Raw genomic sequence first — 18,852 nt, forward strand, 5'->3', positions numbered from 1 at the left:
TTATCCCAATGACTTCTTGTAGCGGCCTTCGATCATGCGGTTCCACGACAGCATGATCAGCAGGTTGATGAGCAGCAGGGCCACGGCGATGGCCGCGCCCATGGGCCAGTTGAGTTCCGACAGGTATTGGTCGTAGATCAGCGTGGCGACCATCTTCAGGCGGCGTCCGCCGAGCAGGCCGGGAATGGCAAATGAGCTGGCGGCGAGGCCGAACACGATCAGGGTTCCGGAAAGGATGCCGGGCATGACCTGGGGCAGCACCACCTGGCGAATCACCGTGAAGTGGCTGGCGCCCAGCGACAGCGCGGCTTGCTCGGCGGCCGGGTCGAGCTTCTGCAGCGAGGTCCAGACCGGAATGATCATGAACGGCAGCATCACGTGAACCAGTGCGATCACCACGGCGAACGGCGTATAGAGCAACTTCATCGGCGAGCCACCGAAGGCTTGCAGGACCTGATTGACCAGGCCGTCGGCACCGAGCAGCAGGCTCCAGCCAAAGGCGCGCACCACCACCGAAATCAGCAACGGGGTAAGGATCAGGATCAGGAAAATCGAGCGCCACGGGGTGCCCATGCGGCTGAGGATGTAAGCCTCGGGCACGCCGATCAGCACGCAGAGCAAGGTGGTCAGCGCACTGATCCACAGGGTGCGCAGGAAGATCTCGTAGAAGTACGGATCGCCCAGCAGGCTGCCGTAATGCTCGGCGGTATAGGCGTCGGCGTTGATGCCCGAGCCGTAGTCGAAGACGTTGAACGACAGCACCAGAGTCAGCAACAGCGGGATCACCAGCAGGCTGACGTACAGCGTCAGGGCCGGTGCCGACAGCCAGTAACCCTGGCGTCCCTGGCGGATGGCGGCGAGGGTGCTCATGCTGTCACCTCGTCAATGCTCAGCACCCGCAACAGCGCCGTATCCCAATCCAGGCCCACCGCCGTGCCTTCGTTCAGCGGGGCCGAACCGTCGTTGCGGCGCACCACACTGAGTTCGCCGAGGCTCGTCGACACACCGTACAGCCATTGGCTGCCCAGGAAGAAGCGGCTGCTGACCTTGCCTTGCAGGCGCCCGTGACCCGCCTCGCGCAGGTCGATTTTTTCCGGACGCAGGCTCAGGGTCAGTTCGCCGGCGCCATAAGTGCACACCTGAACCGCGCCGTTCGTATCGCGTTCACCGGGCAGCAGATTGGCCTTGCCAACGAAGCCGGAAATGAACTCGGTGCGCGGGTGTTCGTAGAGGGTGTAGGGCGCGTCGATTTGAGTGATGCGCCCGGCCTGCATCACCACCACGCGATCGCTGATCGATAGCGCTTCGGACTGGTCGTGGGTGACCATCAGTGTGGTGATGCCCACTTCGCGTTGAATGCGGCGGATCTCGAATTGCATCTCTTCGCGCAGGTTGGCGTCGAGGTTGGACAGCGGTTCATCCAGCAGCAACACCGGCGGCTGGATCACCAGCGCCCGGGCCAGGGCGACGCGCTGGCGCTGGCCACCGGACAGCTCCCGAGGATAACGCTCGGCGTGCTGATGCAGGCGTACCAGCTTCAATACACGCTCGACCCGCTGTTGGATCTCGGCGTTCGGCACCTTGCGCATGCGCAGGCCGAACGCGACGTTGTCCTTGACGGTCATGTGCGGGAACAGCGCATAACTCTGGAACACCACCCCCAGGCCGCGGCTGGCGGGTTTGGCGTGAGTGATGTCGCGACCGTCCAGCACGATGCGCCCGCTGGTGACGTCGACGAAGCCGGCGATCATTTGCAGGGTGGTGGTCTTGCCGCATCCGGAGGGGCCGAGCAGGGAAACGAATTCGCCTTTCTCGACCGAGAGATCGGTGGCGACCACGGCGTCGATTTCACCGTAGCGTTTGCCAAGTTTTTGAAGTTGCAAAAAAGCCATGACTGCGCCTCCACCTGAGATTGTTATGCGCGCCTCGGGGCGCGCTTTTTTGTATGGGCAGATACGAAAAAATGTTTGCGGGGTGCGTTGGCGCTCGACTTGGGTCGGCTGCCGCTGTTGTTCGAATCGCCCCTGTGTGGACGCAGATTAGGACGAAGACTAGGATGGGCTCAATGGCCTATTTCACTGAAGCGATGACTATTTTCAGTTTCATTCGGTGAGTAAATTAATATGCGAGAAAATTCATGTCAGATTCCATTGAGCGGAATGAAAACAAAAATGAAGTCGGTGTCGGCGCCGTCCCAAGGTTGTTTGCGGTGTTGCGGGCATTGGGCGATACCGTGGAGGGCGGCGAGCGCGTGACGCAACTGGCCCAGCACATCGGTTTATCGCAACCGACCACCCACCGCTTGCTGCGCAGCCTGATGGAGGAGGGCATGGTCGAGCAGGACGCGCGCAGCAAGCGTTACCGCCTGAGCCTGGACTTTTTCGCCTTGGCCGCCCGGGCGGGCAACAGCGGAAACCTGCGCGAACTGGTGCGCCCGGCGTTGCTGCGGCTTTCGGCGTCGCTCGGCGATTCCTTGTTTCTGCTGGCGCGCAGCGGCTTCGATGCGATCTGCCTGGACCGCAGCGAAGGTCCGTTTCCGATTCGCACCTTCACCGGTGACATCGGTGGCCGGGTGGCGCTGGGCGTAGGGCAGGGCAGCCTGGCGATCCTGGCGTTTCTGCCGGAAGAAGAACGCGAAACAGTGATCCATTACAACCTGCCGCGGCTCAAGGATTTCCATCTGTATGACGAGGTGTTCCTGCGCTCGGAAGTCGAGAATGTGCGCAAGCTCGGTTACGCCGGACGCAACACCGGTGTGTTGCAGGGCATGGCCGGGGTGGCGGTGCCGATCCTCGATCGTGAAGGCCGGGCGGTGGCGGCGTTGAGCGTGGCGACCGTGAGTGACCGCCTGGGGCCGGATCGCTTGCCGACGGTGGTGGAGATGCTCAAGCGTGAAGCGGCGTTGATCGGGCCGCGGATCAATCCGTTTGATCCTTTGCTACGGCGGCCGTCGCAGGTGTTCGGACAAGGTTGAGCGCAATCTCCAGAGACTCATTGAACCCTGTGGGAGCGGGCTTGCCCGCGATAGCGGTCTTTCAGGCGATATCTTTATTGCTACCAGGCCGCCATCGCGGGCAAGCCCGCTCCCACAGTGATTTGATGGTGCTCAGAAGTTCGTGGTCTGTCTGAGCATCTGCGCCGCCGGCGTATCCGTCGGGCTGACCATCGCATAGTTGTAGCCGCCACCGGACCAATACTCGGCCTGCAACCCGCCATCACTGCGACTGCCTCGTGGCAACAGGAAGTTCTTCGGTCCCGGCGGGCGCACGTAGAAGCTGATCTTGTTGCCGTCCTGATTCTCGTACACCACCATCGCCGCCGGTCCCTGTTCGGTGCTGAGCAGGCGGCCGCTCACCGGTTTGAACCCGGCGCCGGTCAGGTCCGGCAAGCGATTGGCTTGGGTGAAATAACGGTCGAGCCAGCCCTGCATGTCGCCGTCTTCGCCGGCCTTGTAGTCCGCCGGCAACAACCCCTGCTGGGCAATCAGGCGGTAAGCCTGCATGGCATCGGCCATCGGTTGCGCGGCGCTGAGCAGGGTCATTTCCCGGGCTTGCCAGCCGCTGACCCCGCCGACGCTGACCGCAATCAGCAACACTGCGGCACTGGCCAGGTGGCGCCGGGACTGGCGCTTAAGGCGCTGGCGAATCAGCGCCGGATCGAGGTCCGGGTTGGCCGGTTGCTGCAACGCGCCACTGAGGGCCGCTCGTAGTTGCTGGGCGTCTTGCTGCCAGGCGCGCACTTGTGCGGCAACTTGCGCATTGCTGGCGAGAAAAGACTCGACCAGGTGTCGGTCGTCCTCGTTGAGTTGGTGGTCGACGTAGGCGTGCAAGTCGCGCTCGCTGGGGGGCATGCTGATCATTTGAGTCTCCGCAGGGCAGGGCGGGTGATTTCGCCATCGCTGAGTTGGCGCAGGGCCTGGCGGGCCCGGGACAGGCGGGACATCACGGTGCCGGTGGGTACGTCGAGGATCTCGGCGACCTCTTTGTAACTCAGGCCTTCCACCGATACCCACAGCAACAGCGCGCGCTGTTCGGTGGGCAGTTGGTCGAAGGCATTGAGGGTGGATTGGGCAATCACGGTGCGCTCCACCGAAGGCTGCGCATCATCGCGCCCGGTGAAGAATTCGAGCATTCGTGCATAGCGTCGGGAGCGGCGATGCGCATCGAGAAACTGTCGATACAAAATCGCAAACAGCCAGGCGCGCAAGTCGCCCTCGACGCGTTTATTGCCCCAGCTCGACAGTGCACGCTCAAGGCACGATTGCACCAGGTCGTCGGCGCTGCTGGCGTTACGCGTCAATGACACGGCAAATCGCCGCAATCCGGGAATGATTTTTCTCAGTTGTTCGTCGATATCGTTCATGAAGTGCTGACTAGTCACTACGCTAGGGACTAGGAAGACGCCCGATAACCGAGGTTATTCCACGCCCGAAAAAATAAACACCGCACGATGGAATAAACCTGTATGCGGTTCGTCTGCTTGATTCTTCTCACTTGTGGCCGATGGCCCTGGAGTCTTTCATGGTAGATCGATCATCACCGCCACCCTTGAGTGCCGCCAGCGTTGCGTTGCGTCTGGCGGGCATTGCCGTGGTTGTCGCTGTCGTGGCCGGGGCGTTTGCCTACGTCAACGGCACCTTGGACCCACAACGGCTGACGCCGAAAAAGCTGATCAATGTGCTGGAAACCAATAACGGCGTGCACCCCGGATTCCGACGCAATCATGCCAAGGGTGTGTGCGTGATCGGCCATTTCGAGAGCAGTGGCGAGGCTCGCAGTTATTCCATTGCACAGGTATTCAATGAGCCGCGCACGTCGGTGGTCGGTCGTTTTGCCTTGCCGGCGGGTAATCCCTACGCGCCGGACAGCGCCGTGCCGATCCGCAGCCTGGCGTTGCGCTTCACCCAGGCCAACGGCCAGCAATGGCGCACCGGGATGAACAGCATGCCGGTGTTTCCGGTGGGCACGCCCGAAGCGTTCTATCAATTTCAGCAGGCTCAGTCGCCGCTTCCCGCGACCGGTAAACCGGACCCGGCCGCGGTGCCGGCGTTCTTCGGCTCGCACCCGGAATCGGCACCGTTCCTGGCATGGATCAAGACTGCCAAACCCTCGGCCAGTTACGTGACGGAAACTTACAACAGCGTCAACGCGTTCTATCTGGTCAACGCCGCCGGCCAGCGGCAAGCGGTGCGCTGGAGCATGGTGCCGGTGGCTCAGGACGCGCCCGGCGCCACGGCACCGCAGGGCAGCGATTTTCTAGAGAACGACCTGGTCCAGCGGATCACCGCCGGCCCGCTGCGCTTTCAGCTGAACATCACCCTGGCCAACCCCGGCGACCCGGTCAACGACGCCAGCAAGGCCTGGCCCGAAGGACGCAAGGTGTTGAATGCCGGCACCCTGGTGCTGGAAAAAACCCAGCCACAACTCAACGGTGAGTGCCGCGACATTAACTACGACCCACTGGTGCTGCCTGCGGGCATCGAAGGGTCCGACGACCCGTTGCTCGCCGCGCGTTCAGCCGGCTACTCCAATTCCTACCTGCGTCGCACCAGCGAAGTCAGCCAGTTGCCCGCCGCCAAGCAGGAGGCTCAACAATGAATACTCAACCCAACCATTTCGCTCCCTTGGCGCGCCTGCTGCACTGGCTGATGGCGCTGATGATCATCGCCATGCTGTTCATCGGCGCAGGCATGGTCGCCTCGGTCTCCGAACGCCATGAATGGCTGATCCACCTGCACAAGCCCTTGGGCGTGGCGATTTTGTTGCTGGTGATCGTGCGTCTTGTGGTGCGCTTCTCCACGCAACAGCCGCCGTTGCCGGCGGACCTGCCGGGTTGGCAAGCGCTGGCGGCGAAGGCATCCCATGTATTGCTGTATGCTTTGATGCTGATTTTGCCGTTGCTCGGCTGGGCGATGATTTCCGCGTCCGGTGAACCGGTGATGCTCGGCAGTTCGATGCAGTTGCCGTCAATTGTGCCGGCGAACGCGCAGGTGTTCGCGTTCCTGCGCAAGGCCCATGGGTATCTGGCGTATCTGTTGTTTTTGACGGTGTTGCTGCACTTGGCGGCGGCGTTGTTTCATGGGTGGATACGGCGTGATGGAGTGCTGGAGAGCATGTTGCGGGGCAAGGATCGCGGTTGATCGATAGCACGCAAAACCTGTAGGAGCGAGCCTGCTCGCGATGACGGCGCCACATTCAATATTTCTATTGACTGATACGCCGCGATCGCGAGCAGGCTCACTCCTACAGGTTCCGCGGTTTGCAATGAAATCAGGGGATAGATCAGCGCAACGAGTCGACCATCTCCGCCACGGTGGTCAACACATCCTTGCCCAACTGCTTCGACCGCTTGCCGGACCAGCCGGTCTCCGCGTTCGGATGATCGTCATGATCCTTGAACGGCATTTCCAGGGTCAGGGACAGGCAGTCGTATTTCTGGCCAACGGCGTTGCAGGCCAGGGTCATGTTGGCCTTGCCCGGTTCATCGCGGGTGTAGCCGTGCTTGGTCTGGAAGTCCTTGGTGGTTTTCTTCAGATGGCTGCGGAAGTGCTCTTCGAGTTTTTCGATCCGCGGCGTGTAGCCCGGATTGCCTTCGCAAGCGGCGGTGAAGACGTGGGGGATTTCCTCGTCACCGTGAACGTCGATGAACATATCGACGCCATACTTTTCCATTTGCTGCTGGACGAAAAAGACTTCCGGGCTGACTTCCGGGCTGGCGCTCTGCCATGCGCGGTTCAGGTCCTGGCCCATGGCGTTGGTGCGCAGGTGGCCGTGGAAGGCACCGTCCGGGTTCATGTTCGGCACCAGGTACAGGTCGGCGCTGGCCAGCAGTTTGTTCAGCACCGGGTCGTCGTGCCGTTCCAGGCGCTCGATCACGCCTTCCATGAACCACTCGGCCATGTGCTCGCCCGGATGTTGCTGGGCAATCATCCACACCTTGCGCCGGCCTTCGGCACCCGTGCCTTTGCGCAGCAGTTGAATGTCACGGCCTTCGACGCTCTTGCCGGTGGCCAGCAGTTCGGTGCCGGCCTTGGTCAGCGCCTGCTCGATCAGCCAGTCATGACGGCCGCGGCTGTAGGGTTCGAAGTAGGCGAACCAGGCGTGGGTTTGCGTGGCTTCAAGGCAGAAGCGCAGACAGTCGCCTTCGAAGATGGTCGGTACGCGGAACCAGTTGACGTGATCGTAGGAGGCTACGGCCTGATAGCCGGTCCAGGCCTTGTTGTACGAGGACTGGCTGGCATTGTTCAGGCGGAACCAGTGCTCCTGGCCGACATGCAGGCCGCTGGCCTTGAAGTGGAACCATTGAAAGTGATTGCTTTTGGTATCGGGTCGAATAGCCAGCAGGGGCTTGAGCGGGTCGCTGACATCGATGACCTGGATGTTGCCGCTGTCGAAATTGGCACTGATGTCGAGAGTTTTAGCCACGGTCAGGGTTCCTGATTCAGATTTTTATGTTGGCTACTTTACACGCAAGAGAAGGGCGTTAGGAGCGCATAAAAACGTTTCACCCAAGGTGTCGAAGATTGGGTTCGTGGCTTGGGGAGTAGGCTGGTTTCTACGGGTATTGCGATGGATGATCGGCGGGATGTGCGAAGCGGCAGAAGGAGGATATGGGCTTGAAATAGGGGGGCGTCCTCCCTGACGCCGACGCAGCTTAGAGACTGCACGATTGATTCTCAAGTGCTATCTGCGATTGGTTTTTCCTTTATGATCAACGGCTTCTCTTGCCAACAAATATTCTTTTGATATCATCCGCGCCATCGAATTTGCAGCACCTACAGACTTCATTAGCCTGAAGCCATAAGCCAGAAAACTGGCAAAAAAAGACCCGGCAAAAAGCCGGGTCAAAAACCGTGATTAGCCTGATGAGGAGATAGTCCAGGAGACCGACCTGAGGTCCCTTGGTCTATCGACTGATCTCGCGATCAGTTGATGCAATAATAATCATTCTCGTTTGCAAGTCAAATGAATTGTCTGCGCGATTGGAAAATTCTTTCCAGTCCTCTTTGTTCGTGCCTTCGTTTCAACCGTTCTGATGCCTCTCCAGTGACCGATCCACCATGGCCTTGGCCATGTCGATCATATGCACCGTCGAAAACGCCAGGTCCCGGTTTGTCCCCTGCAGATGGCTGGCTGACTCGCACGCCGTGGCGGCGGCACAACGCAACAGGTCCGAGGCATGGACCAGCGCCTCCTCACTGCTGATGTTGCGGTTCACATCAAAGAATCGTGTCTCGACCGCTTCTTCTGAAACAGCCGGTTTCAAGTAATAGTCCAATGCGCGCTGTGCAGCGGCCGAGCCCAGGGGCGAGGTGAGGGAGGTGTCGATTTGCATATCAGGCAAGTCGTTGGCAGGTTGGGTCATGGTGATGGCAAGCTCCGTGATAGATTCAGATCCGTGAAGCCATCCTAGCGACGCGTGCCATCAAAGTGTGAACTTACCCAATGAGCTAGAGCGGCTGTCCGGTCGGCGATGTCATGGGCTTGAATTTCAGTGTCAGCAGAACGCGAAATTATCCCTAATCGAGACGTTTACTACTGAAAAAAGTGAGCGCGCTTCAGCATACGACAACTATATCTGACGGTAACTCATCATGAATTTAATTTTGAAAAGGGCGGGGCGCACAGAATCTAACAAACAAAAGGCAAGAGATTGGCTTTTGTGACCGAGCATTGAACGGGTAGCGAAACTTCAGAATCGGTTCCTGAGTTGGGCGAAGGATGGATTATGGGGAGCGCGCCCGGGTGATGAGTGTTCACAAGCCAAAACATCTGACAGATAAACAAGGTGGATAACCATTGAGGTTGTTTGATTAATGCAGTCGAACTGGCGAATTAAGCCTAGTTTAATACATTTTTCTAGCTGGTTTTCAGAAAAATCACCAAGATCCTGCGCCTGGCGTTTTGTTATAAACCGACGGCATTGTTTTTCCATAGACTTCAATGTTTTGTCGTCGTAAAAGGTCTCTCGTAGAGTATTTTTTCGACAGAGCACTTTATTGCTTCCGAATCGATGTGAGAAAGCACGGTGAGACATGTTTAATCGCGCTGCAGCTTCCTTGCTGGTGTAATGGTGTTTGCGCCAGTACCTTAACTCGGAATGAAGGAAATGTGGTAAACGGTTTGCGTCGAGGGATAACATTTTTTTAATATTTCTGACGAAAACTTGAGGTTGTTTGAGCATGATAGTAGTTGTGGCAATTTTTAAATTAAGTTCTTCTGCGATCGCTGAGGGTGGAAGCAAGTATTTTCGGGATTTTCGAACGGGCTTTCGTGAGTCGTTGAATGCGATTATTTGATCTATGACTTTCGAATTGATGGATGCTCTGGGGTAGATCCTGAAACGGGTGTAGGAGGTAGAAGGTAGTTCGAGTGCTTGTATATTAAGAGATTTTAATACTTCATGAAGTGTTGTTGAGAAGATTTTTATAGATGAAGCAGACGCTAGCTCAGAACTGCTAATGTAGGTGGTAGCAAAATTTGTAATGTTTTTTTTGCTATGAGTATATGCGTTTTGTTGATTTTTATGCAGTCTTTAAAGTATCCGTAGTCTATTAGGTTGTGTATCTGCCTGTAAGGCAAGTGCAGTATTTTTACTGCGTCTAGCATATGGCAATAATCACTCCGAATGATGTTGTGAAAATTCGGCAAATGGTTTGCACATCCAATTTTATCGGCCACAAATTCACACATGGTGTCCGAAGTGTAGTAGCATTTTTTGCCGATGCGTTTTTTGATGACGGTTCTTATGGTTGTGGCTTCAGAGAGAGCTGTCCTGGTCATGGCAAGATGATGAACAAAATAATCGGATGTTAAACTAAGTTTTGCACAACAATTTGGTTTTGCGCAGGGAGTACTTTTCCATCGCCGTTGAGCGTTAAGCTTGGCAGTGGTTGTCTGTATCCAAGCGTCATTAGATAAAAGCCAGGGGGCGGTAATGGCGGATGGATGCATTTGCCCATAGCTTTTAATGCACGCATTGATAAAGTCTGATAGGCATTTTTCATTTCGCGATCCAATTTCCAGTGCGGTGCGAAAAATGTCAAATTTAGACGGAGTGGTTGGAGTGGCTGGAGTTCGGACGTTGAGGCATTGAAGTGCAGCAAATGTTCGATTAAAGGTTTCTTGGTCATGGTTATGGAATAGTTCAAGTAGCTTAAGACCTGAATCATCAGTATCGTAGACGGATGGTGAAAGCCGTAAATCGAACCCGCATCGGCAATGGTAATCTACCGATTCCTTCCATTTAAAAGGACGATTACACGCTGCGCACACTGTCAAATATTGTACGTTATGATAGGGGCACGATAGGAGTCCCGCAATGTCTTGAATAAATCTCATATGACCTTCTTGAAGGCAAAGCGGGCAAAATACGCAAGGTCGCCGAAGCGCCGCCCAGGGTACTGTCATTCCAGCAATTATCGTTTCGTCACGATATATATGCAGTTTCAACAATTGTGAGTAGAAACTTTTTTTTAATCGAGTTGCGAGGTCAGGGCATTCGCCGCACAGTGCTATACACATATTGCCGTCTGCGAAAACCAATTGCAGCAAACTTTTTGTTTTTGAAATGTTTAGGGCGGCTTTCATTTCATAAACAGAGGTATAGCCATTATGAAAAGCCGTTCTCATCAGGATGCTACTGGGGCTTTCCTCGTGATAGGGAGTAGCCACAAAACAGAGATGTTTCATGGGGAGTTCTTGCTAAGTATGTTATTTATTGTGCGGGGATCTGCGGTGAACGGATTACCCTGCAATGAGAAAAATGGAATGATATCCAGGTTGTCGAATGCTGAGATGCAGTCCTCTCGAGTTAAGGTGTTTTCTTCTCTGAGAAGCGCGACTAGCAGGATTTCCGAAAGCAGCAGACACAACGTATTAAGGTTTCCTCCGCTGATGACATAAAAAATCTTTTTTGTTTGCTCATCTAGGAGGAAAGGTTCTGCACGGAAATCACCAATTTTTACCATCTCACCAATTAAAGTAGCTAGAAATATCTTGAATTCTGAATTGTATCCGAGGTTGTTCAGTCGGGCTCGGAAAGGGTAGCGTCTTGCCAGTTGTGGGTGGTTGTCAATAATGGCTTCACAATTGGGCGTCCCAACTAACACAAATGGTACCAAAGTGTTATTCATTAGCGATTTTACCCAGTTACACAGGGTCTCGCGAGTTTTGTCGGCTCCTTTTTCAAGCAGGTGGTGAAATTCATCGAGTATTATGACTTTTGTCTTGCATGTCTTCAATTTGGTTATTATGAGGTGTTCGAGTATGGCGTTTCTGGAGTAGGTGTCGGTGGCGCCTAATTGGTCGAGAATTTCGACGGACAAACTCTTGATGGTGCAGCTGGCTGGAATTGAACACAGGAGAGCTGGTGTATAGCGATAGACGCCATGAGAGTCCTCTGCATCAACAGGTACTCCCAGAATATTTACTAGGTTCCTGCAGATGGTCGATTTACCTGTGCCGGCATTACCTAACAGCATTGCACTGCTTGGTTCTCGACGTGTGGATGTCACGCTAACGCTGTGCATAATCTTATTGATTGCTCTCTCATATGACGGATATAGTACTGTCAGACTTGAAAACGCTATTAGTTTCTTCATGATAAAGTCATTCATCTTTGTCGTCCTTCGGGGAAATAATTGGGTAGGCGGTAGGGCCATCAAGGTCATCCATGCGTATAGCTTCAGCCGGAGCTGGAAGTCCAGGGCGTGTTTTGGATGTTTTCTTGATATTGTTGTGTTGCACATTGGTTTTCTTGGTGGATTTTTTTACTGTATTTTTATTGGTGGTGACTTTCGCTTTTTTTCCTTCGCTGATTAACTGAATTTCTTTGTGAATTTCGAGAAGTGTTTGCCGTGCGTGAACGTCGGAAAAAGCATGGCGTTCTTTTTTTAGTTGCTCCAGCACCAGTTTGTGTTCAAATAAAGTCAAATGATTCTGATAGTGTGGATCGGTAGAGTAGGCTTCAAATAATTCTGTGGGTCGTTCCGGGTGAGCAACCCATACAGTCGACAAGTTTGAGGGGTCATAGTAAATCATTGCTTTTTGATTGGCTTTTAAGCGGTGTGCTATGTCCGACAGCGCGGGGCCGGTCCAGCTTAAATTAAGAAAATGTACACAGCCATTTGCACATTTTCGAAATATTATACTTCGGCAAAGTCCGTCCAGATCTTCTCTAGAATAGCGTTCCGGTGGGAGTTGTTGTGCCAATGCGGCTGTCCAAGCCTGGTGCGGGGTTTGGTGTATCCCGGTATGGTAAAAGTCATGGTATACATCTCGAATCCAACGTGAAAAAACATCATTTAGTTTTTCTAAAGTGAGGCAAGCTTTTTTATCAGAATTATAATCGCCTTTCATTTCTCTATTTGAATAGGTGGTGCCAGGTATGGCGTGAATTAAATTTGTATTAAGTGTGCCAAAAAAACGCTCGATGTGAGCTTTCACATCTGGACAACCAGGCGGCCCGTAGGTGAGTTTAAAACCCAGTATCGCAGCAATGTTTTGGATCGTTTGGTTGGCAGTTTCCATGCCGTTGTCCAATACCAGTTCTTCCATGCGTCCACCGGGCTCGGAATCCTCTGAAGTTTCGAGCGCCATTCGGAACGCGCGGAGCACCTTTTCTGCGCATGGCGGTACAAATGAAAGTTCCCAACCAATAATGCAACGAGTCATCACTTCGATCAGTATGAATAGCCAAGGTCGGCCCATGTTGTTGCCGTTTTCATCGACCAGTTCTAAGTCGACCAAATGAGAGTCACCTTCCACGACGGCAAGCAATGCCGCGGGTACATCATGCTTCAGGCCATATTTATGAGCTCTCTGGGCATGGCTTAAGCCGTGGTGATGCAGATCCAATAAATAGCGGTTTATTTTTCTAATTGCCCGATGAACCGTACTCAATGACGGAATCTCTATTGGGGCGATATTAAGTGGTAGGTTGGCACGGTTTGTGTTTTCAATGTGTGAGCAAATGAATCGGTATAATGTTTTGACAGTTGGATGTGGTCTTTTTAAATAAAAATTATGAGTGTATTCTCGGATGATGGTATGAGTGGCGTCGTTGAGTTGTTTGCCTCGCGGGAGATTGCTCGGGTGTTTGAGGAGTGCAAGTGGATTGAAATTGGCTGACTTGTACTCGCGGAACCAAGTATAGACGGTGGTGTAACAAGGTGGTTTTAAGTCGCCAATCTTGGCAGCCAATAATGTCAATTCATTGATTGTTCGTGAGTGAGGTAGCGAACCTTGATATTTTTTTCCAAGGCCGCGTAGATAGTACGTTTTTCGCTGCACGTCCTTAGATTGTTTGGTGTTCAAGTTAGCCAAGATGGAAGTGAGTGATTTGTCTATCGGTGCCTGTTGATGAAGTGTTAGCTCCCCGTTCACTTGCAGGGCACGAAACGTATCGTGTGGAATAAATACGTAATGTTTACTTTTGATCGACCGAAGCGCGATCTGCGTGGGATCGACAGTGATTATTTCGTGGATGTCTTGGTATAGAGCATATTGAGCCCCGGGCCTTATTGGTAAGCTGTTCATTTGGAACTCCCAAATACTAGTAATGTATTTAAATTTAATGGTTGTTTAAGGTCTATCCAGATAACCCCTTGGATGATGGCTTTAGCAATAGTCCTCATCGAGGGGCATCTGATTGCATGAGTAGTTCTCCTATGGTCAGTGAGCTTTTGCCTTGTATTTCGTTGGCTAAGTACTGATATTCGATTTCTGTGGCTTGCAGTGATCGTAGGTATAACGTCTGACATCATTTAGTTTTTCTAAGGTAAGGCAGTCTTTTTTTATCAGAATTATAATTACCTTTCAGTTCTCTATTTGAATAGGTTGTGCCGGGTATGGCGTGAATTAAGTTTGGATTAAGTGTGCCAAAAAAACGCTCGACGTGAGCTTTAACTTCTGGACAGCCAGGTGGACCGTAGGTGAATTTAAAACCCAGTATCGCAACAATGTTTTGGATCGTTTGGTTGGCAATTTCCATGCCGTTGTCTAATGCCAGTACTTCCATGCGCCCACCGGGCTCGGAATCCTCTGGTAGCGAACCTTGATATTTTTTTCCAGGGCCGCGTAGATCGTACGCTTTTCGGCGCACGTCTTTAGATTGTTTGATGTTCAAGTTAGCCAAGATGGAAGTGAGTGATTTGTCTATCGGTGCCTGTTGATGAAGTGTTAGCTCCCCGTTCACTTGCAGGGCACGAAACGTATCGTGTGGAATAAATACGTAATGTTTACTTTTGATCGACCGAAGCGCGATCTGCGTGGGATCGACAGTGATTATTTCGTGGATGTTTTGGTATAGAGCATATTGAGCCCCGGGCCTTATTGGTAAGCTGTTCATTTTGAACTCCCAAATACTAGTAAAGTGTTTAAATTTAATGGTTGTTTAAGGTCTATCCAGATAACCCCTTGGATGATGGCTTTAGCAATAGCCCTCATCGAGGGGGCATCTGATTGCATGAGTAGTTCTCCTATGGTCAGTGAGCTTATGCCTTGTGTTTCGTTGACTAAGTACTGATATTCGATTTCTGTGGCTTGCAGTGATCGGAGGTATAACGTCTGAAGAGTGCTTTTTCTTGTTAATTGCTCGGGTGGCGGATCTTCAACTTTGAGGAAGCCGTAGTGAAGTTTTCGAGCCTGTTTTTCGAATAAGTGTAAAATCTGCAAGTACCCGGGAGAGCATGGGTCGAACGTTGGTTTCACTTCTGAAAAATAATCAGTATGGTCATGAGTTCTTACAAAAAAATCTGGGGTGTAATGGATTGTTTTTAGACCAAGCCTAAATTCGGAAGTTACCGGTTGAAGGAAATAAGTTCTCACGTTTTTATCCAACTCTAAAACAACGCAATAATCAGCTTCGTGGCGGCTTTCACATATGATTTGTTTATTGTTTTTTTGTGAAGGAAAAAACACAATGTGTTTGCCGTAGTGTGAACGGTTAAAGTTTCTAACTGGTTCTCTCCCTTCTGGCGACCATTCGCGATTTAGCATGTTATGACTCCTGCGGAGCGCTGCAACGGGGTTTGATCGCGTATACGGGCGGCGAGATGAAGTGTCTCTGGTGTGGGGCACATTCAAGACACCGAAAGCCGCAGTGGAAACGATCTTTGTTTTAGACTAATTGGCTATATACCTGTACTTCTTGTCGGTTTTCTTAGGGCCTCTATTCTGTTGTTTCGAGGTGTTCGATATAAACAACGTTACACCAGGCAGGTAAAAAAATATAAACCCGTAAAACGTCCCCAAAAAAGCGTGTTTTTATATTGCTTGCGGGCTCTAGATCGCGCTTGCTAAGCGGGGCGGAGGTGCGTTGAAAAATACACCCATGAAAAATATGACTCGTACATACCGTTGGTACGAATGGGCGTAAACTGCGTTGTACCCGAAAAACTGATCTCGTCCGGGAGCATGATGGCCAGACCGAGGAAATCGAAGTGTCAACACTTTCGCGGCAAGCTTATTGCCCATGCGATTGCTCATCTGGTGCAGGTACATCACACAGCATTCGGGTTAACCCGTTGGTTTGAAATCGTGTGCCGGGTTCCTAGATGCTCTTTTCCGGATAAGATGTTCCAGGAGTATCTGAATGGGGTTGTACCCTTCCATGCACGACTACAACAAATTCTCCGGGGGTGCCCTAAGGCGCAACACTGGATCAGACACCCACTCTATCGAGCATTGAGTCAAAATTATCGGGAGTTTGACGAGTTGCTGATTGACGCTGGGGAGTTTTGCGAAGTATGTGATGGCGATGACTTGATTTTTTTCAGGTGGCTCCCTAATCACTGGGCGGTGGACGTGGAGCTGGCTCGGTTGCTTACTATAATATCTGGGCTACGCCCAAAAGACAGAATCAGGGTGCAATGCTGGAGGTATTTCCCCACTCTTTTGGCGGTAACATGTTATTTGACGCCGGTGGGGTTCGTAAGATATGCATTGTTTGATTTAATAAATAGTCTGCTGGGTATCGCGCTGCTAGGGCCTGCGAAGTGGGTCGGAGATGGGTGGCCAAAAACACGCTCGGAATTGGATGCGCTCGTGGCATTCTGGGCCAAATGGATCAACGCTGCGCGTGTGGTGGGACTGATCAACTCTGATGAAGGTGCGGCTAAGTTAACTCGGCTTGTTCAGAAGCTTGCGGACGATGAACAAAAGCATTTGTTTGATACTCTGACGCTTGCGGCCAACGAACACGTTTCAATTTTTCACTATCCTATTTTACGCCGCCTCTATCAGGCGTTGCGTCGTCATCCTCCTTTTATGCTCCAGGTGGGTGACCCTCCCAAGCCCGGTCAATTGGTCAACTGAGATACGACACGCAAATATATGCACGTTTAGACTGGGGTATTTCCATATACCGATCTCTTAGGCCTCTATCCTTTTCCACTCAAGGTTTTGTCAGCTGTTTTCACTGGAGTGTCTTGACGTCGGCCATGAGCGGTCAACCGAACGGTCAGTGCGTGAGGCACAGTTCATACATCACCTCGAGCTACGGCAAGCATCACGGGCGTCTGGATCCGCCAATTTGCGACGCAGGGGGGGCGACTGTCTTTCATCACAAACTAAGTTAAGGCAGGTGCAGAGGCCACCTTTGTGCGCGGTCTTGTATGCCGACTCGTTAAGTTTCAATTGCTCGGTTAACCCTGAATCAGTGCACCATTGCACCGATGAGATAATCCCCACATGCGCGCAGCCATTGAGTACGAAGTAGCAATGTTGACGAGGCGTTTCAGGCCCCAGGTGTGTTACTGCTCTGCTGAGCCAATTGCATATGGAGCTTCTCGTTTTGCTGGGATATTGCTCGGAGGTCCTTGGAGCCCTGGCGATGCATGAGTAGATAACGTTTGGCTTTTTCGTGTAGCGCCGCCCATTCGGTCGATAGCGCCTGGATTCGTAGTTGGTCCGTTTCTCGGCTCCTGACGCATTCATGAAGCTGTAAACGCAGCTGTTGCAGTTCACGCTCGCACGCCCGGGTTTGCTGCTGTTGTTGCCGCTGTTCGCCGCTCAGGCGTTCCAAGTCGCGATACAGTTGGCCGGCTTCCTCCTGCTTCGCCAGCACTTGCCCCAGTAGGGTACGGCGTTCCTGCTGTAACTGTTGCAGTTGCACTTCATGTTGACGCAACTCGTGTTCGCGCTGTTCCGCTTGTTGTTCGCGGTAGTGTTCGAGCGCGGCGCGGGCATGTCGATGCTTGTCTTCGAGGGACTGGATCTGGGCGGCACGCTCCTCCAGCAACCGGTCCAAACTGTGCTCCGCTTCACGCAGGCGTTGGCGTTCGCCTTCGGCCTCGTTTAGTCGTTCGCTCAACGCGCGTTCCCGTTCCAGTCCCTCGCGGCGTTCAGCCAGTGCGGTGGCGTGTGACTGCTGCATCTGCTCCAAACGTGCCTGTTCGGCAATGCGTTGGCGAGCCAATGTCTCTTGTTGGCGTTGCAGGCGAGCCCGGTCGTCGGCCACGGCCGCCAAGGCGTGTTCGGTCAGGCGCTCGGCTAGACTGCTGATGTACGCCAGCAGTTCGTCCCCCAGGTTAAGGGCGCGTGTACTCGGCCCACGCTCTGCGAGTTCTTTGAGGAAGCGCTGAATGGTGCTTTTGGAGCCGGTGTTACCCAGTTCGACACGGACGGCGTCGATGCTGGGATGCACGCCGCGTGCGCGCAAGGCGTCACACGCGTCCTGCACCAGGGCCTTGTTGATGCCTGCACGGGCCATACGGGTTACTCCCAATCGGAGCCGTACTCAGATTATTTCGTACTGTTTTACAGGGTATGTGATTACACCTAACACGCTACGCAGGATTGTGAACAAATTCGGACGAACTGGCGTTTGAGAATCAGGATTTCTTGAACGTGAGGGGCCTTTTTCGACGTTGAATCCCGAAATCGCGGTACGCGGGAGGTTGGGTGAGCGATTCAGCCGAGCGGTACCTGCACGCGGCGCGTCGTGACAGCACCGTGCGCCGCTATGCACAAGTCATTGAGCACTTTGAAGCGGAGTGGGGCGGGATGCTGCCGGCCACCAGCGAAAGCATCGTGCGTTACCTGGCGGCGTATGGTGCGCAGTTGTCCAGCAATACCCTGCGCACACACCTCGCGGCCCTGGCCCAATGGCACCAGCAGCACGGCTTTGCCGACCCGACCAAGGCGTCACGGGTGCGCGATGTCATGCGCGGTATTCAGGCGCTGCATCCACAACCGATCAAGCAGGCCGAAGCGCTGCAGTTACAGAGGCTGGAAGCGTGCATCGAGGGGCTGGCCGGGCAACTGACTGCCGATCAGTTGGCGGTGCGGTTGCGCGCGGCACGCGATCAGGCGTTGATCCTGATGGGCTTTTGGCGCGCGCTGCGGGGCGACGAATTGTGTCGGCTGCGGGTCGAGCACATTCAACTGCGCGAAGGACAAGCGTTGGACATCTTCCTCGCCAGCAGTAAAACCGACCGCGACCATCGCGGCCGTACCCTGGTACTCCCGGCGCTGAAGCGGCTGTGCCCAGTGAATGCCTACCAGGATTGGCTGACGGTCAGTGGCATCCACCAAGGGCCGGTGTTTCGCGCCATCGATCGTTGGGGTCACTTAGCGGTGGAACCGGTCAATTCGAACAGTGTTTCGCGGATATTGAGACTGGCATTTTTGCGCAGTGGTGTGGCTGGCGAGGAATACACCGCACATTCGCTGCGCCGCGGTTTTGCCACTTGGGCCAGTCGCAACCAGTGGAGCAGCAAGGCGTTGATGGAGTATGTCGGTTGGCGCGATGTGCAGTCGGCAGCCCGCTACATAGACGCCGATGCTCCCTTCGGTGATTGGGCGCGTTAGGCATGCGGACTCCTTACAGGGGCTGTTGGGAAGGGAGCAG

At 53.6% G+C, this 18,852-nt stretch carries 17 protein-coding genes; 5 read left to right on the plus strand and 12 right to left on the minus strand.

Annotated features, from left to right (window positions below):
* Positions 1-870, minus strand: a complete 870-nt coding sequence (locus BJ917_RS10015) for an ABC transporter permease (RefSeq protein WP_096510077.1) — start codon at positions 868-870, stop codon at positions 1-3.
* Positions 867-1,892, minus strand: a complete 1,026-nt coding sequence (locus BJ917_RS10020) for an ABC transporter ATP-binding protein (protein ID WP_121103240.1) — start codon at positions 1,890-1,892, stop codon at positions 867-869. The genes BJ917_RS10015 and BJ917_RS10020 overlap by 4 nt, the downstream gene beginning before the upstream one ends.
* Before the next feature lie 245 nt (positions 1,893-2,137).
* Between BJ917_RS10020 and BJ917_RS10025 the strand changes: the two genes are divergently transcribed.
* The gene (locus BJ917_RS10025) at positions 2,138-2,974 is read left to right on the plus strand and encodes an IclR family transcriptional regulator (RefSeq protein WP_096510079.1); all 837 of its coding nucleotides are present in this window, start codon (positions 2,138-2,140) and stop codon (positions 2,972-2,974) included.
* Positions 2,975-3,106: 132 nt separating this feature from the next.
* On the opposite strand, the gene BJ917_RS10030 is transcribed toward BJ917_RS10025, so the two are convergent.
* Positions 3,107-3,859: an anti-sigma factor gene (locus tag BJ917_RS10030; RefSeq protein ID WP_121103241.1), complete on the minus strand. Its 753-nt coding sequence runs from the start codon at positions 3,857-3,859 to the stop codon at positions 3,107-3,109.
* Positions 3,856-4,362, minus strand: coding sequence for a sigma-70 family RNA polymerase sigma factor (locus tag BJ917_RS10035; protein WP_121103242.1), 507 nt, complete (start codon positions 4,360-4,362; stop codon positions 3,856-3,858). Before BJ917_RS10035 ends, BJ917_RS10030 begins: the two co-directional genes overlap by 4 nt.
* Before the next feature lie 158 nt (positions 4,363-4,520).
* On the opposite strand from BJ917_RS10035, the gene BJ917_RS10040 reads away from it, so the two are divergent.
* A complete protein-coding gene (locus tag BJ917_RS10040) occupies positions 4,521-5,597 on the plus strand; it encodes a catalase family peroxidase (RefSeq protein ID WP_121103243.1) in 1,077 nt (358 codons plus the stop codon).
* The gene (locus tag BJ917_RS10045) at positions 5,594-6,139 is read left to right on the plus strand and encodes a cytochrome b (protein ID WP_121103244.1); all 546 of its coding nucleotides are present in this window, start codon (positions 5,594-5,596) and stop codon (positions 6,137-6,139) included. Before BJ917_RS10040 ends, BJ917_RS10045 begins: the two co-directional genes overlap by 4 nt.
* A gap of 142 nt (positions 6,140-6,281) precedes the next feature.
* Here BJ917_RS10045 and BJ917_RS10050 read toward each other — a convergent pair whose 3' ends face one another.
* The 7 genes from BJ917_RS10050 to BJ917_RS31745 all read right to left on the minus strand — a co-directional run bounded on the left by BJ917_RS10050 (position 6,282) and on the right by BJ917_RS31745 (position 14,999).
* Positions 6,282-7,430 (minus strand): M14-type cytosolic carboxypeptidase, encoded by a 1,149-nt coding sequence (locus tag BJ917_RS10050; RefSeq protein WP_096510084.1) that lies wholly within the window; start codon positions 7,428-7,430, stop codon positions 6,282-6,284.
* 592 nt (positions 7,431-8,022) lie between these two features.
* Positions 8,023-8,364 carry a DUF6124 family protein gene (locus BJ917_RS10055; protein WP_121103245.1) on the minus strand — a complete coding sequence of 114 codons (342 nt, stop codon included), beginning with the start codon at positions 8,362-8,364 and terminating at the stop codon, positions 8,023-8,025.
* A gap of 1,079 nt (positions 8,365-9,443) precedes the next feature.
* Positions 9,444-10,691: a TniQ family protein gene (locus BJ917_RS10060; protein ID WP_121103246.1), complete on the minus strand. Its 1,248-nt coding sequence runs from the start codon at positions 10,689-10,691 to the stop codon at positions 9,444-9,446.
* The gene (locus BJ917_RS10065; RefSeq protein WP_158602476.1) at positions 10,688-11,617 is read right to left on the minus strand and encodes a TniB family NTP-binding protein; all 930 of its coding nucleotides are present in this window, start codon (positions 11,615-11,617) and stop codon (positions 10,688-10,690) included. The genes BJ917_RS10060 and BJ917_RS10065 overlap by 4 nt, the downstream gene beginning before the upstream one ends.
* Entirely contained in the window at positions 11,610-13,538 is a 1,929-nt protein-coding gene (locus BJ917_RS10070; RefSeq protein ID WP_121103248.1) for a DDE-type integrase/transposase/recombinase, read from the minus strand. Before BJ917_RS10070 ends, BJ917_RS10065 begins: the two co-directional genes overlap by 8 nt.
* Before the next feature lie 223 nt (positions 13,539-13,761).
* Positions 13,762-14,349 (minus strand): DDE-type integrase/transposase/recombinase, encoded by a 588-nt coding sequence (locus BJ917_RS10075; RefSeq protein ID WP_121103249.1) that lies wholly within the window; start codon positions 14,347-14,349, stop codon positions 13,762-13,764.
* The gene (locus tag BJ917_RS31745) at positions 14,346-14,999 is read right to left on the minus strand and encodes a hypothetical protein (RefSeq protein WP_147432559.1); all 654 of its coding nucleotides are present in this window, start codon (positions 14,997-14,999) and stop codon (positions 14,346-14,348) included. Before BJ917_RS31745 ends, BJ917_RS10075 begins: the two co-directional genes overlap by 4 nt.
* A 1,047-nt stretch (positions 15,000-16,046) precedes the next feature.
* Here BJ917_RS31745 and BJ917_RS31880 point away from each other — a divergent pair.
* On the plus strand, positions 16,047-16,316 hold the full coding sequence (locus BJ917_RS31880; RefSeq protein ID WP_158602477.1) for a hypothetical protein: 270 nt from the start codon (positions 16,047-16,049) through the stop codon (positions 16,314-16,316).
* Between the two features lie 421 nt (positions 16,317-16,737).
* Here the strand turns inward: BJ917_RS31880 and BJ917_RS10085 are convergent, their stop codons facing one another.
* On the minus strand, positions 16,738-17,712 hold the full coding sequence (locus BJ917_RS10085) for a DNA-binding protein (RefSeq protein ID WP_121103251.1): 975 nt from the start codon (positions 17,710-17,712) through the stop codon (positions 16,738-16,740).
* Between the two features lie 191 nt (positions 17,713-17,903).
* Between BJ917_RS10085 and BJ917_RS10090 the strand changes: the two genes are divergently transcribed.
* Positions 17,904-18,812 carry a site-specific integrase gene (locus BJ917_RS10090; protein ID WP_121103252.1) on the plus strand — a complete coding sequence of 303 codons (909 nt, stop codon included), beginning with the start codon at positions 17,904-17,906 and terminating at the stop codon, positions 18,810-18,812.
* Positions 18,813-18,852: the final 40 nt, after the last annotated feature.

Origin of the sequence: Pseudomonas sp. WPR_5_2, assembly GCF_003634475.1 — a bacterium.
GTDB lineage: Bacteria > Pseudomonadota > Gammaproteobacteria > Pseudomonadales > Pseudomonadaceae > Aquipseudomonas > Aquipseudomonas izuensis.